Source organism: uncultured Aquitalea sp. (assembly GCF_945957525.1).
In the GTDB taxonomy this organism is placed as follows: domain Bacteria; phylum Pseudomonadota; class Gammaproteobacteria; order Burkholderiales; family Chromobacteriaceae; genus Aquitalea.
The window spans coordinates 62,669-78,750 of sequence record NZ_CAMFLA010000013.1; the positions used below are offsets into that span (position 1 = coordinate 62,669).

The 16,082-nt window shown below is 64.0% G+C and carries 11 protein-coding genes; 6 read left to right on the top strand and 5 right to left on the bottom strand.

Features of this window, described 5'->3' with window-relative positions; genetic code table 11:
• Positions 1-23 precede the first annotated feature (23 nt).
• Positions 24-1,490, bottom strand: coding sequence for a protein adenylyltransferase SelO (locus Q0P52_RS13310; RefSeq protein ID WP_293813720.1), 1,467 nt, complete (start codon positions 1,488-1,490; stop codon positions 24-26).
• A gap of 161 nt (positions 1,491-1,651) precedes the next feature.
• Complete coding sequence (locus Q0P52_RS13315) at positions 1,652-3,898, bottom strand: YgiQ family radical SAM protein (protein WP_293763262.1); 2,247 nt, start codon at positions 3,896-3,898, stop codon at positions 1,652-1,654.
• Between the two features lie 299 nt (positions 3,899-4,197).
• On the opposite strand from Q0P52_RS13315, the gene Q0P52_RS13320 reads away from it, so the two are divergent.
• Together Q0P52_RS13320 and Q0P52_RS13325 are read left to right on the top strand one after the other, a co-directional pair.
• Positions 4,198-5,055, top strand: a complete 858-nt coding sequence (locus tag Q0P52_RS13320; RefSeq protein WP_293763260.1) for a Kdo hydroxylase family protein — start codon at positions 4,198-4,200, stop codon at positions 5,053-5,055.
• 129 nt (positions 5,056-5,184) lie between these two features.
• Positions 5,185-6,870 (top strand): glutamine--tRNA ligase/YqeY domain fusion protein, encoded by a 1,686-nt coding sequence (locus Q0P52_RS13325; RefSeq protein ID WP_293763258.1) that lies wholly within the window; start codon positions 5,185-5,187, stop codon positions 6,868-6,870.
• 119 nt (positions 6,871-6,989) lie between these two features.
• Here Q0P52_RS13325 and Q0P52_RS13330 read toward each other — a convergent pair whose 3' ends face one another.
• Positions 6,990-8,180 carry a GGDEF domain-containing protein gene (locus tag Q0P52_RS13330; RefSeq protein ID WP_293763256.1) on the bottom strand — a complete coding sequence of 397 codons (1,191 nt, stop codon included), beginning with the start codon at positions 8,178-8,180 and terminating at the stop codon, positions 6,990-6,992.
• A gap of 238 nt (positions 8,181-8,418) precedes the next feature.
• On the opposite strand from Q0P52_RS13330, the gene Q0P52_RS13335 reads away from it, so the two are divergent.
• From Q0P52_RS13335 to Q0P52_RS13350, 4 genes are all read left to right on the top strand, one after another.
• Entirely contained in the window at positions 8,419-9,636 is a 1,218-nt protein-coding gene (locus tag Q0P52_RS13335) for a 6-phosphofructokinase (protein ID WP_293763254.1), read from the top strand.
• 165 nt (positions 9,637-9,801) lie between these two features.
• Positions 9,802-11,175 (top strand): cysteine--tRNA ligase, encoded by a 1,374-nt coding sequence (gene cysS / locus Q0P52_RS13340; RefSeq protein ID WP_293763252.1) that lies wholly within the window; start codon positions 9,802-9,804, stop codon positions 11,173-11,175.
• 132 nt (positions 11,176-11,307) lie between these two features.
• Entirely contained in the window at positions 11,308-11,523 is a 216-nt protein-coding gene (gene rpmE / locus Q0P52_RS13345) for a 50S ribosomal protein L31 (protein ID WP_293763250.1), read from the top strand.
• A 95-nt stretch (positions 11,524-11,618) separates the two neighbouring features.
• Positions 11,619-13,262 carry a hypothetical protein gene (locus tag Q0P52_RS13350; protein ID WP_293763248.1) on the top strand — a complete coding sequence of 548 codons (1,644 nt, stop codon included), beginning with the start codon at positions 11,619-11,621 and terminating at the stop codon, positions 13,260-13,262.
• Positions 13,263-13,440: 178 nt separating this feature from the next.
• Here the strand turns inward: Q0P52_RS13350 and Q0P52_RS13355 are convergent, their stop codons facing one another.
• Together Q0P52_RS13355 and Q0P52_RS13360 are read right to left on the bottom strand one after the other, a co-directional pair.
• Positions 13,441-13,854: a hemerythrin domain-containing protein gene (locus Q0P52_RS13355; RefSeq protein ID WP_293763246.1), complete on the bottom strand. Its 414-nt coding sequence runs from the start codon at positions 13,852-13,854 to the stop codon at positions 13,441-13,443.
• Between the two features lie 145 nt (positions 13,855-13,999).
• A complete protein-coding gene (locus tag Q0P52_RS13360; RefSeq protein WP_293763244.1) occupies positions 14,000-15,955 on the bottom strand; it encodes an acetoacetate--CoA ligase in 1,956 nt (651 codons plus the stop codon).
• Positions 15,956-16,082 lie beyond the last annotated feature (127 nt).

Genomic DNA, 16,082 nt, shown 5'->3' on the forward strand with positions numbered 1-16,082 from the left:
TGCGGGCGCGATGCAAGTTCGGCTCAGGTGCCGCAGAAGGTGCGGTAGTCCTGCGCCACTTCCGGCGCTGCCGGCTGGGCGTAGCGCTCGCGCCCGGATTGCTGGTCAAAGGGGCTGCGCAGCACGTCCAGCAGGGCGAGGGTGGGCGCCATGTCGCCGTATTCGCTGGCGGCGGCCAGCGCTTCTTCCACCAGATGATTGCGCGGGATATAGAGCGGGTTGGCCGAACGCAGGGCTTCGGCCAACGTTGTGGCGGCCTGAGCGCTGGGGCCCAGGCGGGCGCGCCATTGCGCCAGCCAGTCGTCCAGCGCGGCGTGATTGGCAATCAGCGCGCGCAACGCGGCGGGCTGGCCGGCCGCCTCATCCGCCAGCGCGCGCCAGGCCAGGGTGTGGTCTGCCTGATTGTCGGTGAGCAGGGCGGTCCAGTTGTAGAGCAGCGCTTCGTCGCGGGGCTCGGCGCCCATCAGGCCCAGCTTGCGGCGGCCCTGCGTCAGCCAGCATTGCTGATACTGTTCGGCAAAGGCGTCGATCACGTCGCTGGCTGCCGGGACGGCGGCAGCGGGGTCGTCGGGCTGGATCAGCGGCAGCAGGGTTTCCGCCAGCCGGGCTAGATTCCATTGCGCGATGGCCGGCTGGTTGCCGTAGGCATAGCGGCCTTGTTCGTCGATGGAACTGAACACGGTGGACGGGTGATGCGCTTCCATGAAGGCGCAAGGGCCGTAGTCGATGGTTTCGCCGCTGAGGGCCATGTTGTCGGTGTTCATCACGCCATGAATGAAGCCCGCATGCATCCAGCGCGCCAGCAAATCAGCCTGACGCTCGCAGATGGCCGCCAGCAGGGCGAGCCAGGGCTGGTCTTGCTCGGCCAGTTGCGGGTAGTGGCGCTGCAGGGTGTAGTCGGCCAGGCGGCGCAGCGACTCGCGGTCGCCGCGAATGGCGAAGTACTGGAAGGTGCCGACGCGCAGATGGCTGGCGGCTACCCGGGTGAGCACCGCGCCGGGCAACGGGCGATCGCGATATACGGTGTCGCCGGTGGCGCAGACCGCCAGTGCGCGGGTGGTGGGGATGCCCAGCGCCTGCATGGCTTCGCCCAGGATGAGTTCGCGCAGCATGGGGCCCACAGCGGCCTTGCCGTCGCCGCGCCGGGAAAACGCCGTGCGGCCGCTGCCTTTGAGGGCGATGTCCCGACGTTGGCCGAAGCGGTCTGTCGCTTCGCCCAGCAGCAGGGCGCGGCCATCCCCCAGGGAGGGCGACAGCCCGCCGAACTGGTGGCCGGCGTAGGCTTGCGCGATGGGACGGGCGCCGTCGGGCAGTTGCGCCCCGGAGAACAGGCGGGCCAGCGTCGCCTCATCCACCGTGGGCAGGCCAAGCTCTTCGGCCAACCCGGCATTCCAGTACAACAGGACCGGCGCGGATGGCGCGTCCGGCCGGGCTGCCGCCCAGGCGTCCGGCAGTTGTTCGGCGTAGCTGTGCTGGAAGGCAATGCGCATGGCGGCAAACCTCATCGGGGTGGGGCACGCCGTCAGGGAAGCGGCGCGCCGTGGGGCTTGGATTCGCTGACAAAACGCCTGATCCAGCGCGCTGTGCGCCTTGTAGTGCTGGCGTCGGTGCGTCTTGGTTCAGGTTTTTTGCGTTGTCTTGCTGGCCGTTCTTATCGGCTGTGTTTGTTCTTGCCGCCGTTTTTTACCGGCGGGCGTCCGGCCGGGGCTGCGCCGCGCGGTTTGCCGGCGGCCGGCTTGGCGCGACTGGCGTTGATGGGCTGGCTGTTGCGTTGGGCCTGCGTCTTGCCGTGCGCCGCGCCGCTGAAACGGTGGCGCGCGGCGGCGGCCTTGTCGCCCGGCGGCGTGGGCGGGATCAGGCACTGCTTGCTGTGGCCGATGAGGTCGGTGCGGCCCATCTGCACCAGTGCGTCATGGATGATCTGCCAGTTGTCCGGATGGTGGTAGCGCAGGAAGGCCTTGTGCAGCTTGCGGCGATAACCGTCGCGCACTACGTCCACTTTTTCCGAGCTGCGACCCAACCGCTTCAGCGGGTTGCGGCGGGTGTGCCACATGGTGGTGGCCAGCGCCATCGGCGTCGGGGTGAAGGTTTGCACCTGGTCGAGGCGGAAGTTGTTCTTCTTCAGCCACAGCGCCAGATTCATCATGTCTTCGTCGCTGGTGCCGGGGTGGGCGGCGATGAAATAGGGGATCAGATACTGTTCCTTGCCTGCCTGACGGCTGAAGCGTTCGAACAGCTCCTTGAATTTGTCGTAGGCGCCCATGCCGGGCTTCATCATCTTGGACAGCGGACCGGTTTCGGTGTGTTCCGGCGCAATCTTCAGATAGCCGCCCACATGATGCTGCACCAGCTCCTTGATGTACTCGGGCGAGCGCACGGCCAGGTCGTAGCGCAGGCCGGACTGGATGTTGATTTTCTTCACGCCCGGCAGTGCACGCGCCTTGCGGTACAGCTGGATCAGGTGGCTGTGGTCGGTATTGAGGTTCTCGCAGATGTCCGGGTACACACAGGACAGCTTGCGACAGGAACGCTCGATGTTGGGGTCCTTGCAGGACAACCGGTACATATTGGCGGTGGGGCCGCCCAGGTCGGAAATGTGGCCGGTGAAGCCCGGGGTCTTGTCGCGGATTTCTTCGATCTCGCGCAGGATGGATGCTTCCGAACGGCTCTGGATGATGCGGCCTTCGTGCTCGGTGATGGAGCAGAAAGTACAGCCACCGAAGCAGCCGCGCATGATGTTGACCGAGTACTTGATCATTTCCCAGGCTGGGATATGGGCGTTGCCGTAGCTGGGGTGCGGATTGCGGGCGTAGGGCAAACCGAATACGTGGTCCATCTCTTCAGTGGTGAGCGGGATGGGCGGCGGATTGAGCCAGACATCGCGGCTGCCGTGCAACTGGACCATGGCGCGGGCGTTGCCGGGATTGGATTCCAGATGCAGGGTGCGGCTGGCGTGCGCGTACAGTACCGGGTCATGCGCCACGGCCTCGTAGGCGGGGATGCGGATCACGGTCTTGGCGCGTTCGGCGCGGCGCTTGGCCAAACGCTCTTCGCGCGATTCAATGCGGATGACTTGCGGCGCGGTCGGGTCGCTGTTTTTTGTCGCCTCGGCGGCTTGCTCCGGGATTTCCTGATACGGGTTCAGGTGCGGGTCCACCTTGCCCGGCAGGTCCACCACGCTGGAATCCATCTCCTGCCACTCGTCGTCGGGCAGCCAGCCGTGCGGCGCCATGAAGGCGGTGCCGCGCACGTCGCGGATTTCGCTCAGCTTCTCGCCTTTGGCTGCCCGGTGGGCGATTTCCACGACCGCGCGCTCGGCGTTGCCGAACAGCAGGATGTCGGCTTTGGAGGTCACCAGCACCGACTGGCGCACCTTGTCGCTCCAGTAGTCGTAGTGGGCGATGCGGCGCAGCGAGGCTTCGATGGAGCCGATCATCACGCCGATGCCCGGATAGGCTTCGCGGCAGCGCTGGGCGTAGACGGTGACGGCGCGGTCCGGGCGCTTGTTGGCCTCGCCGTGCGGGGTGTAGGCGTCGTCGGAGCGCGGTTTGCGATCAGCCGTGTAGCGGTTGATCATCGAATCCATGTTGCCGGCAGTGACGCCGAAGAACAGATTGGGCTTGCCCAATGCGCGGAAGGCGTCCGCCGAGTGCCAGTCCGGCTGGGCGATGATGCCCACGCGGAAACCCTGCGCTTCCAGCAGCCGGCCGATCAGCGCCACGCCGAAACTGGGGTGGTCGATGTAGCAATCGCCGCTCACCAGAATGATGTCGCAGGAGTCCCAGCCAAGCTGGTCCATTTCGGCGCGGCTCATGGGCAGGAACGGGGCAGTGCCGAAGCGGCTGGCCCAGTACTGGCGGTAAGAGGTGATGGGTTTGGCGGCGTGCTGTGTCGTCATGCTGAATGCTGTCTGCTGTTGGGCGCGGCGCAAGGCCTGCGGGTAACCGGCGATTATGCCATGTTTTTCCTCGCCTTTCATCATAAACGATTGTTTTTTCTGATGAATTGACCCCGGCGGCGATAGGGTTTGCCGAAGGGTGGGGTGCGAGGCGGGGCTGCGATTGTCCGTCAAAGCGGCGCGTTTCGCCAGTTCGCCGCGCCGCAGGCATGTGACTTGCTCATGACGGGGGCGTAAGCTAGGCGGTTTACCGGCGTAACAATGTGCCCAGTCTACGCCGGAAGAAAGGGAGCCATAACATGACGCAAAGTCAGATCATTCACGTGGGGGCCGATGCGCAGGGCGGCCTGGTGGAACAACTGGAAAACGGCAAGGTGCTGTTCATCGGCCGGCCGGATTTCGCCTTGCTGGAGCAAGAGCGGGCGCTGATGAACCCCGCCGTGGCCGACCCGGGCCGCAAGAACATCAGCCTGGATCCGGGCGTGGACGGCAAGCTGCACGGCGTGGCCGACGCCGGCAACCAGGCGGCGGTGCGCGCGCTGATCGATCGCTATCGCGAAGCGGCCATGGCGACGGTGGCGCGCTTGCTGCCGGAGTATCAGGGCAAGCTGCGCGCGGCGCCCACCAGCCTGCGCCTGATGCGAGTGGAGAATCGCCAGACTTCCTGGCGCAAGGACGACAGCCGTCTGCACGTGGACGCTTTTCCGTCGCGCCCCACTTACGGCGAGCGCATCTTGCGCGTGTTCTGCAACATCAACCCGCAGGGCGAGCCGCGCGTGTGGCGCGTGGGAGAGCCTTTCGACGACATGGCGCGGCGCATGCTGCCGCGCGTACCGCGACAATGGCCTGGCTCCGCCTCGCTGATGGCGGCGCTGAAAATCACCAAGCGCAAGCGTTCCGCCTACGACCACATCATGCTGAACCTGCATGACGCCATGAAAGCGGACATGAGCTATCAGGCCAACTGCCCGCAGGAAAGCATGCCGTTTCCCGCCGGTTGCATGTGGATCTGTTTTTCCGACCACGTGTCGCACGCTGTGATGTCCGGCCAGTTCATGCTGGAGCAGACTTTGTGGCTGCCGGCGGACAAAATGGCGGACCCGGCCGCATCGCCGTTGGCGCGGCTGGAGAAACTGGCCGGTCGCCGCTTGCTGTAAGCATGCGATTCCCGCGCCTTGCGGGCCAGCTCCCGGCAGGGCCGCGCGTGGGGCCGGGCGCTGCGCTTAAAATTGCCGATCAAGTCGGTTACAATGGCCGATTGCCATTATTTCGCCAGCGCCAGAATCATGAGCACGGAAAACAACGCGCCAGTCGTCAGCAACTTCATCCGCAACATCATCGATGAGGACCTTGCCTCCGGCAAACACACGTCCATCGTCACCCGCTTTCCGCCGGAGCCCAACGGCTACCTGCACGTGGGTCACGCCAAGTCCATCTGCCTCAACTTCGGCCTGGCCGACGATTACCAGGGCAAGTGCAATCTGCGCATGGACGACACCAATCCGGAGAAGGAATCCGACGAGTACGTGCAGTCCATCAAGGACAGCGTGACCTGGCTGGGTTTCCAGTGGGACGGCAATGTGCGTTTCGCTTCCGACTACTTTGACGCGCTGTACGATTACGCCGTCGAGCTGATCAACAGCGGTAAGGCGTTTGTCTGTGACCTTAACGCAGAAGAAATGCGCGCCTATCGCGGCAGCCTGACCGAGCCGGGCAAGAACAGCCCCTACCGCGACCGCTCGCCGGCAGAGAACCTCGACCTCTTCACCCGCATGAAGAACGGCGAGTTCCCGGACGGCAGCCGCACCCTGCGTCTCAAGATCGACATGGCTTCGGGCAACGTCAACCTGCGCGATCCGGTGATCTACCGCATCCGCCGCGCCCATCACCATCGCACTGGCGACAAGTGGTGCATCTACCCGATGTACGATTACACCCACTGCATTTCCGACGCGCTGGAAGGTATTACCCATAGCTTGTGCACGCTGGAGTTCGAAGACCATCGCCCCTTGTACGACTGGGTGCTGGACAACATCACCATTCCTTGCCATCCGCGCCAGTACGAGTTCTCCCGTCTGGAACTGCTGTACGCGCTCACTTCCAAACGCAAGCTGCAGGCGCTGGTGAATGACGGCCTGGTGTCCGGTTGGGACGACCCGCGCATGCCCACCATCGAAGGCATGCGCCGTCGCGGCTACAGCCCGGCCGGCATCCGCCTGTTTGCCCAGCGCATCGGCGTGTCCAAGGGCGAGAACATCATCGACATGAGCGTGCTGGAAGGCGCTGTGCGCGAGATGCTGGAAAACGAATCGCCGCGCGTGATGGCGGTGCTGGACCCGATCAAGGTGAGCTTCACCAATTACGACGCCGCCGTGACCGCCAGCCGCAGCGCGCCTTTCCATCCGCATCATCCTGAATTCGGCGAGCGCGAAGTGCCCATCGCCCGCGAAATCTGGATCGAGCAGGACGACTTCGCCGAAGTGCCGCCGCCCAAGTGGCAGCGCCTGACCGCCGGCGGCGAAGTGCGCTTGCGTTACAGCTACGTGATCAAGTGCGAAGAAGTGATCAAGGACGCCAATGGCAAAGTGGTGGAGCTGAAGTGCTCCATCGACCACGACACGCTGGGCAAGAACCCGGAAGGCCGCAAGGTAAAGGGCGTGATCCACTGGGTGTCGGCCGAACACGCCATCCCCGCAGAAGTGCGCCTGTACGACCGCCTGTTCACCGAGTCGCGCCCGGACGCCGTGCGCGGCGAGGATGGCGAATATGTCGATTTCCGCCAGTTCCTCAATCCGGCATCGCTGAAAACCATCACCGCCTATGTGGAAGACGCCGTGCTGAGTGCCCCGGTGGAAACCCGCTATCAGTTCGAGCGTCTCGGTTACTTTGTCACCGATCGCTATGAACATCAGCCAGGCAGCAAGGTGGTGTTCAACCGCACGGTTGGCCTGCGCGACAACTGGAGCAAGTAAGCCCCATCGCCAACCCGGGTTGGCCGAAGCAAAGCCCCGCCATGGCGGGGCTTTTTTTATTGCTGATGAATTGAAGCCGGCCTGTTCAGGCTGAGATGCAGCTCAAGCAGCGCGTGCCCTCAGGCGCCGACAGGCAGCGCTTCCGCGTCGAGGGCCGGGCAGACGCGATTGCGCCCGCTGTGCTTGGCCTGATACAGCGCCCGGTCGGCGCGGCGATACAGCTCGGCAAAGCCTTCTTGCGGCAGCAGCGTGGCCACGCCGATGCTGAGGGTGTAGGGCAATAGCTTGTCGGCCACGGTTACCGCTTGCGCTTCGGCGGCGCGGCGCAGGCGTTCCGCCACTTGGCGCGCCGCATCGGCCGATGCGCCCGGCAGCAGAATGGCGAACTCCTCGCCGCCCATCCGGCCAATCAGGTCCTGTTGCCGCATATGGGCGCGGGCGATGCGCATGAAGGCCTGCAATACCTGGTCGCCAGCGGCATGGCCGTGGTTGTCGTTGATGCGCTTGAAGTGGTCGAAGTCGATCACCAGCAGGGACAGGGGAGCGGCTTGCCGCTCCGCCTCGCGGATCAGCGCAGCCACCTGGCTTTCCAGCTGCCGGCGGGTGAGCGAGCCGGTCATGCCGTCGTGGTGCGCCTGATAGCGCATGTCGGCCAGCATGGATTCGTGCAGCAGCAACACCGCCAGCATGGCGAGGCCCGGCATCATGGCGGCGGACAGCGACAGCAGTACCACATTGGCAAGGCTGGGCGCCAGCAGCTGGTCGGCTTCGGCTTGGCCGGTGGCGAAATAAAGCCCGCGCGCCAGATGCAGGGCGGCCAGCAGCGCTGCGCACAGGGCCGAGGCCCAATAGACGGCGGGCTTGTGCTCGCGAATGCGGTGGCGCAGCAACAGGCGGGATTCAACGCTGAACAACAGCACCAGAAACACCGACACCGTCGCCACGCGCCCCGCCAGACTCTCCACCAGATAGTGGCAGGCCGATACGCCCAGCGCCACCCAGAGTACACCCAGAGTCAGCGCACGCACGGGGACGGACTGGCGCAGGAAGCGCGCGCAACCGGCGTAGTGGCTGGCGGCGGACAGCGCCAGCATGGTATTGCCCAGCACAATCGACAGGCTGTCCGGGATGATGCCGCGCAAGCCCAGCAGCGGCAGATAGACGATCACGGCCGCCATGCTCGCCATCCATTCGCGGCAACCGGGCAAGCGAGTGCGCCATAGCGAAGCCAGCACCATCAGCATGGCGCAGTTGAGCACCTCGGTAACCATGAACACCGGGACAAGTACGGGAAGGGGGGCGGATGGCATGAGCCGGAAAATCTGCTGTAAATGAATGTTTAATATATTGCGCTGATTCGATAATGTATCGCAGATTGTTGCCGTGAATATGAAAATTTTCTGCCATTTACGCCTGAGTCTGAGTAACGGGCGTCTGCCGGCTTCGGCAAACCTTGAGCCAAATCCAATCCTTGCCAATGTAATTTGCCGGCTACAACATGGCGGCCTAGCATCGACCGCATCACCATAGCCAAAACAGGACATGCTCATGACCCCACCCCGCATGCTGTACCTGCAATCCGGCGGCCCCACCGCCGTGCTCAACGCCTCGGCGCAAGGCGTGATCGAAACCGCGCGCAAGCTGGGCGTCTCCATCTATGCCGCGCTGGACGGACTGGCCGGCCTGCTGGACGGACGATTGGTGAATACCGATCTGGTACCGGACGAGGGCATCGCGCGGCTGGGGTATCTGCCCGGCGGGCATTTTGGCGTGAGCCGCCGCATGGTGGGCAGTTATGAGGAGGCGCCGGAAGACTGGCTGCGCATCCGCGATGTGTTGCAGCGCCACGGTATCCACTATCTGCTGGTGAACGGCGGCAATGGTTCGTTGGGCTGTGCCGAGCGGCTGGCCGATTTTGAGGCCAGAACCGGCTACCCGCTGGGGGTGATTGGTATCCCCAAAACAATCGACAACGACCTGATGGGCACCGACAACAGCCCCGGTTACGGTTCGGCGGCCAAGTTTCTGGCCAGCACCATGCTGGAAGTGGGGCTGGACATGATCAGCATGGGGCGGGGCAGGGTGTTCATCATGGAGGCCATGGGCCGCCATACCGGCTGGCTGGCCGCCGCCTGCGGCGCGGCGCGACGCAAGGAGGGCCAGGCGCCGCATATCATTCTGTTGCCGGAGGTGCCGTTTGACGCAGACAAGTTCCTGGCGGCGGTGGACGACAATATGGCGCGCTACGGTCAGTGCGCCGTGGCCGTGGCCGAGGGCATCACAGGGCCGGACGGCCGTTTTGTCACCGAGGCGAATCCTTCAGCCATCTATGGCCACGAGCAACTGGGCGGCGTAGGCAGCTGGCTGGCGGCGCTGATCAAACGCGAACGCGGCCTGTCCGCGCATGTGGCGCAGGTGGATTATCTGCAGCGCGCCGCCGGTCATCTGGCCTCGGCCACGGATATCGAGCAGGCCTACACCATGGGCTGCAAGGGCGTGGAGTGGGCGCTGGCGGGCAAGACCGGCCTGATGGCCGGCATCCGCCGCTTGCCGGGCATCCCTTACCGCTGGGACGTGGACGCCGTGCCGCTGGGCGTGGTGGGCGATCAGGAAAAAGCATTGCCGCCGGAGTACATTGGCGCGGACGGCTTCAGCGTGACGCCGGCTTTTCTCGATTACGTATTGCCGCTGATGCAGGGAGAGCGCATGCCGGTGTTCCGCCATGGCCTGCCTGATTACCGCCGCATTGAATGGCCGGCGGTCTGACCCCATCTGGAATCCGGTCCGGCCGGTTTTGACCGGTGGACCTGACGAGTTTCCGTAAGCCCCTTCTCTTGCGACATTGGCTGTCATCCGGGCCCGTCGCGCGGGAAGGGGCTTGACGACTCTGATACAATCTTCCTTTTACCCCCTGACATAGGCAGCGCAACCATGCTCAACGTGTACAACACACTGACCCGCCAGAAAGAAGTCTTCCGTCCTATCGAAGCCGGCAAGGTGCGTATGTACGTCTGTGGCATGACCGTGTATGACCTCTGTCACATCGGCCATGCCCGCATGCTGGCCGCCTTTGATGTGATCTACCGCTGGCTGCGCGAATCCGGTTACGACGTGACCTATGTGCGCAACATCACCGACATCGAAGACAAGATCATCAATCGCGCGCTGGAGCGCGGCATCAGCCCGGAGCAGTTGGTGGAGGAAACCATCGCTGACATGCATCAGGACGCCGCCGCGCTGGGCCTGTTGCCGCCCACGTTCGAACCGCGCGCCACCCATCATGTGGGCGGTATGATTGCGCTGATCGAGCAACTTGTCGCCAACGGCAAAGCCTATCCGGCGGCCAATGGCGATGTGTACTACGCCGTGCGCGAATTTGAAGGCTACGGTAAGCTGTCGGGCCGCACGCTGGACAAACTGCGCGCCGGCGAGCGCGTGGAAATCGACCCCAACAAGCGCGATCCGCTGGACTTCGTGCTGTGGAAGGCCGCCAAGCCGGGCGAGCCGTCCTGGGACAGCCCCTGGGGCCCCGGTCGTCCGGGCTGGCACATCGAGTGCTCGGTGATGAGTTGCCATCATCTGGGTGAGCATTTCGACATTCACGGCGGCGGCGAGGACCTGCAGTTCCCGCACCACGAGAATGAAATCGCCCAGTCCGAAGGCGCCCACGGCCATCAGTACGTGAACTACTGGCTGCACAACGGCTTTATCAATGTGGACGGCGAGAAGATGTCCAAGAGCCTGGGCAACTTCTTCACCATCCGCGACGTGCTGCAGCATTTCGATGGCGAGGTGGTGCGTTTCTTCATCGTGCGCAGCCACTATCGCAGCCCGGTGAACTACACCGACAGCATTCTCAACGACGCCAAGCAGGGGCTGACCCGCCTTTATACCGCCTTGCGCGGGCTGAGCCTGCCGGCCTCCGACGGCATCGACTGGGCCAACCCCTACGCCGCCCGTTTCAAGGCGGCGATGGACGACGACTTCAGCACCTCCGAAGCCGTGGCGGTGCTGTTCGATCTGGCCGGCGAGGTCAACAAGAGCCGCGATCTGCAACAGGCGCGCCTGTTGAAGGATCTGGCCGGCGTGCTGGGTCTGTTGCAGCGCGACCCGGAGACTTTCCTGCAGGCCGGGGTGGGCGAGGGCGAGCTGTCCTCCGAGGAGGTGGAAGCCCTGATCGTGGCGCGCAAGGAAGCGCGCGCCAACAAGAACTGGGCAGAGTCCGACCGCATCCGCGACGAACTGCTGGCCAAGGGCATCGTGCTGGAAGACGGCGCTCAGGGCACCATCTGGCGTCGCCAGTAAGTTTGGTGAGAGGTGTTTGGGCGCGCCTCGCTCCGGGCAGACTTGTCAAGCCGGAGCGATGGGCGCATAATGCGCCTCTTGTTCATGCAGCACAGGCAAAACCCCTGTGCCCGTTAATCAAAGGAAGCTCAAATGCGCGCTGACATTCATCCGAATTACACGGCAGTGGAAGTTACCTGCTCCTGCGGTAACAAGTTCGCTACCAAATCCACCATGGCCAAAGACGCCTTCCACATTGAAGTGTGCTCCCAGTGCCACCCGTTCTACACCGGCAAGCAGAAGATCGTTGACACTGCCGGTCGCGTTGACAAGTTCAACCAGAAGTTCGGCAGCTTCTTCAAGCGCTAAGCTTGCAAGAAACGGTAAGACAAAAAAGGCAGCTTCGGCTGCCTTTTTTCGTTGCTGGCCATTAAAATGAGCGTTTCCCATTCCGGCGCGACCCGATGCTGACGTACACCCCGCAATCCGCCACCTTGCCGGCGCCAACGGAAAAACCGTGGGTGCTCTTGCTGCTCTGTTTCATCTGGCTGTGGCCCGGCGTCATCGGCCACGACCCCTGGAAGCCGGACGAACCCTATGTGATGGCTGTCATCGATGGCATGCTGCGCACGGGCAACTGGCTGCTACCCACGCTGGACGGCATGCCCTATCTCGACTACCCGCCGCTGTACTACTGGGTGGCCGCCTGCTTCGTCAAACTGTTCTCTCCCTGGTTGCTGCCCGCGCATGACGCGGCCCGGCTGGCAACGCCGCTGTTCATGTCGCTGGCCTTGTTGCTGGCGGGGATGAGCGGGCGCGATCTGATCGGCCGTCGCCATGGCCGCAGCGTGGTGATGATCCTCATCGGCTGCATCGGGCTTATTGTCACCGGCCACTTGCTCAGTACCGTCACTGCCACTTTCGCCGGTTTCGCGGCGGCCTTCTATGCCCTGTCGCTTACCCTGCGTTCGCCCGGATTGGCGGGCGCGGTATTGGGCGCGGCCACCAGCGCGATTTTCCTCAGTTCAAGCCTGCTGGAAGTCATGCTGATCTGGGCGGTGGCGGCCATGCTGCCCACCTTCAGCGCCTGGCGCAACAAGCGCTACGCCATCACGCTGGCCATGGCATTGCTGGTGGCGGTGCCGGTGATGCTGATCTGGCCGATGCAACTGGCGCGCAGTTATCCGGCGCTATACCAAGTGTGGTGGCAGCACCATGCGCTGGGCCCCTTGAGCGGTTTCGGTCATGTCACGCTGTTTCACAGCTTTGGCTATTACACCCTCAACGTGGTGTGGTTTGCCTGGCCGGCCTGGCCGCTGGCGGCCTGGACGCTGTTTCGCAGCCGCCGTTACGACGAGCCCTTGCTGCAACTGCCGCTGGTGTTTTTCGCCGTCATTCTCTTGCTGCTGACCCTGTCGGAAAACAAGAGCATGGAGTACGCCATGCCCTTGCTGTTGCCGTTGTCGGTGCTGGCTGCGGTGGAGCTGGACAATCTGCGGCGCGGCGCGGCGGCCTTCCTCAACTGGTTCGGTCTGATGACTTTCGGCTTCTTCGGCTTGCTGGTGTGGGCCGGTTGGGCGGCCATGAACTATGGCTGGCCGGAACGGCTGGCTGGCCGGGCGCAGTATTTCAGCCCCTACTATGTGCCGCACGTGTCGCTGGTGGCGGCCGTGTTCGCGCTCGTGGCCACTGCGGCCTGGGTATGGGCTGTGACGCGTCGCCATTTGAGAGGCCGGCAAGCGGTCACCAACTGGGCAGCGGGCATCACGCTGTTCTGGGGGCTGGCGCTGACCTTGTGGCTGCCCTGGCTGGATGCGGCCAAGAGTTACCGTCCGGTGGTGGAAAGCATGGTCAAGGCCATGCCGGCGGAGGCGCGCTGCGTGGCGACGGAAAGTCGCAATGTCATTGCCCGCATCAGCTGGCGGTACTACTCGGGCATCAATCTGGTGCCGTACCCTGCGGGCACGACCAGCCCCTGTGAATACGAACTGGTGATGCGCAGTCGTGAGCAAGGCTTGGCCGAGCCGGGTTGGCAGCTGATCTGGCAAGGCGCGCGTCCGCGCGAGAAGGTGGAATTGTTCGGCCTGATGCGGCGGATGAATCACTGAACAAACAGGATGGAAAAACCGCAACGCGCCGGGTGATGCAAGTCGCCGGCGCGTTTTTGCTGGGCCGATGTTTGCCAAGAGCGGCTAGCAAAAATACTGCGCCACGGCTGAGGGCTAGCCCGCTTGCGCAGGCAGTGCAGGGCGTAAGACCTGGAGGCGCATGGCTGGAGGGGCTTTGTCAGCGGGCTTCCAGCAAGGCCGCCAGGCTGGGAAAGTCCGGCATGTTCTGCGCCAGTGGAAACACTACCCGCTCTTCATAGCGCACATGTTGTTGCAGTAGTTGGCCGAAGGCGGCCAGTTTTTCCGGGCTGGCCAGATCGGGTTCCAGCAGCTGTCTGCGCATCAGTTCGTGTTCCTGACTGATGCGCTGGGCCATGATGTCTTTGCCCTGCCGGAGCAGCCAGGGCAGCAAGGTGGCTTCTTCCTCGGCGAAATGCGGGGCGAGGCTGCTGTCCCAGGCTTCGCGCAGCCTGGCCGCCAGGGTTTCTCGCTCGGGCAGCGAATGCTCGGCCGCGCGCAGCGCCCGCGCAGCCAGCGACAGCGCGGTATGGTGTTCTCTGGAAAACCCGGACAGGGCAGGATGGCGTTGCATGGCGGACTCCTTGGTATGCCCCGAGTATGCGCGCGGGCGCTGAGCGGGCTCCTTGACCGCGCTCAACGCAAACGGGGCCGCTGGCGGCGGCCCCGGATGACACAGTACAGCAGCGCCATGCCTGACAACGGCCTTGGCGCGTCTCTCAGGATTGCAACTGCGGCAGGTTCTCGAACAGCTTCAAGGCTTGCGGATTGGCCAGCGCGCTGAGATTGTTGACCGCTTCGCCGTGGATGATGTTTTTCACCGCCAGTTCGACGATCTTGCCGCTGATGGTGCGCGGGATATCGGCCACCGCTACTATGCGGGCAGGCACATGGCGCGGGCTGGCGCCCAGCTTGATTTTCTCCTTGATGCGGCTGGTCAGCGTCTCGTCCAGCGCCTGGCCGTCGCGCAAGCGCACAAACAGCACGACGCGCTCGTCGTCCTGCCAACGCTGGCCCACGGCCAGACTTTCGATCACCTCGTCGAAGGTTTCCACTTGCCGGTAGATTTCCGCCGTGCCGATGCGCACGCCGCCGGGGTTGAGCACGGCATCCGAGCGGCCGTAGATGATCATGCCGTCGTGTTCGGTGATCTCGGCGAAGTCGCCATGACACCAGATATGGGAGAAGCGGGCGAAGTAGGCGCTGCGGTATTTGCTGCCATCGGCATCTTTCCAGAAGCCCACCGGCATGGAGGGGAAGGGACGGGTGCAGACCAGCTCGCCCTTTTCGCCGCGCACCGGCTTGCCGGCGTGGTCATAGATGTCCACCGCCATGCCCAAGCCGCGGCATTGTAGTTCGCCGCGATGCACCGGCAGGCTGGCGCAGCCCAGCGCGAAGCAGGACACGATGTCCGTGCCGCCGGAAATGGACGCCAGATTGATGTCGCGCTTGATGTTGTCGTACACCCAGTCAAAGCTCTCCGCCACCAGCGGGGAGCCTGTGGAGAACACGGCGCGCAGCGGCGCCAGTCGCCAATGGCGGGCCGGTGCCAGATCAATCTTGCGCAAGCCGTCGATATATTTGGCCGAGGTGCCGAAATGGGTGAAGCCGGCCTGCTCGGCGTAATCCCACAGCACTTTGCCCTGAGCGGCGAAGGGCGAACCATCGTACAGCATCAGCGCCGCGCCGCTGGCCAGGCCGCTGACCAACCAGTTCCACATCATCCAGCCGCAGGTGGTGAAGTAGAAAAAGCGATCGCCGGCGTGGATGTCGCTGTGCAGCTGGTGTTCCTTGAGGTGCTGCAGCAGGGTGCCGCCGGTGCCGTGCACGATGCACTTGGGCTTGCCGGTGGTGCCGCTGGAGTAAAGGATGAACAGCGGGTGCTTGAACGGCACGCGTTCGAAATGCAGCGGGGCGGGGCGGTAGGGGGCGATGAAATCGGCCAGCGTTAGCGTGCGCGGCAGGCTTTCGGCAAACACCGCCGTCTCGCCCAGATACGGTACGGCAATGATTTTTTCCACCGAAGGCAGGCCTTCGGCCAGGGCCAGCATCTTGTCGCGGATATCCACCTGTTTGCCGTTGTACCAATAGCCGTCCGGGCAGAACAGCAGGCGCGGCTCGGTCTGGCCGAAGCGGTCGATGGCGCCGTCAATGCCGAAATCCGGCGAGCAGCTGGTCCATACTGCGCCAAGGCTGGCGGCAGCCAGCATGGCGGCCAGTGTTTCGGGCATATTGGGCATGAAGCCGGCCACCCGGTCACCCATGCGCAGACCAGCAGCGCGCATGGCTTGCTGCAGGCGGGACACCAGTGCGCAAAGTTCGGCATGGCTCAGTTCGCGGCTGACTTTGTCTTCGCCGCGAAAGCTTACCGCCAGGCTGTCGTCGTTGCGGCGCAGCAGGTTTTCCGCGTAATTCAACCGGGCTTTGGGAAAGAAGCGGGCGGACAGCATGTCGTCGCCGTGTTCCAGCGCTGCTTCGCCTTTGTCGCCGATCACGCCGGCGTAGTCCCACACCAGCGACCAGAACGTGGCCGGGTCGTCTACGCTGGCTTGCCACAGGCTGTGGTAATCGGGTAGGTCACGGGACCAGGCGGCTTCGGCCAGTCGGGTGAACGCGGTCAGGTGCGCGCCGGCCAGACGGGCGGCGGAAGGTTGCCAAACGGGGTGATCGGCCATGATGGGGTATCTCCTCTTTAGAGCCACTAACAAAACCTCGTAGAGACCCTGAACAAGGCGCGCCGACGCAGGCAGTACAAGAAGTACGACAAGGAGGCGCAACGCCGGGACCGGGGTTGGGTTAGCG

Coding starts and splice junctions, on each gene's coding strand:
- Q0P52_RS13310 (WP_293813720.1), bottom strand. CDS start 1,490: ATGCGCATTGCCTTCCAGCACAGCTACGCCGAACAACTGCCGGACGCC.
- Q0P52_RS13315 (WP_293763262.1), bottom strand. CDS start 3,898: ATGACGACACAGCACGCCGCCAAACCCATCACCTCTTACCGCCAGTAC.
- Q0P52_RS13320 (WP_293763260.1), top strand. CDS start 4,198: ATGACGCAAAGTCAGATCATTCACGTGGGGGCCGATGCGCAGGGCGGC.
- Q0P52_RS13325 (WP_293763258.1), top strand. CDS start 5,185: ATGAGCACGGAAAACAACGCGCCAGTCGTCAGCAACTTCATCCGCAAC.
- Q0P52_RS13330 (WP_293763256.1), bottom strand. CDS start 8,180: ATGCCATCCGCCCCCCTTCCCGTACTTGTCCCGGTGTTCATGGTTACC.
- Q0P52_RS13335 (WP_293763254.1), top strand. CDS start 8,419: ATGACCCCACCCCGCATGCTGTACCTGCAATCCGGCGGCCCCACCGCC.
- cysS (WP_293763252.1), top strand. CDS start 9,802: ATGCTCAACGTGTACAACACACTGACCCGCCAGAAAGAAGTCTTCCGT.
- rpmE (WP_293763250.1), top strand. CDS start 11,308: ATGCGCGCTGACATTCATCCGAATTACACGGCAGTGGAAGTTACCTGC.
- Q0P52_RS13350 (WP_293763248.1), top strand. CDS start 11,619: ATGCTGACGTACACCCCGCAATCCGCCACCTTGCCGGCGCCAACGGAA.
- Q0P52_RS13355 (WP_293763246.1), bottom strand. CDS start 13,854: ATGCAACGCCATCCTGCCCTGTCCGGGTTTTCCAGAGAACACCATACC.
- Q0P52_RS13360 (WP_293763244.1), bottom strand. CDS start 15,955: ATGGCCGATCACCCCGTTTGGCAACCTTCCGCCGCCCGTCTGGCCGGC.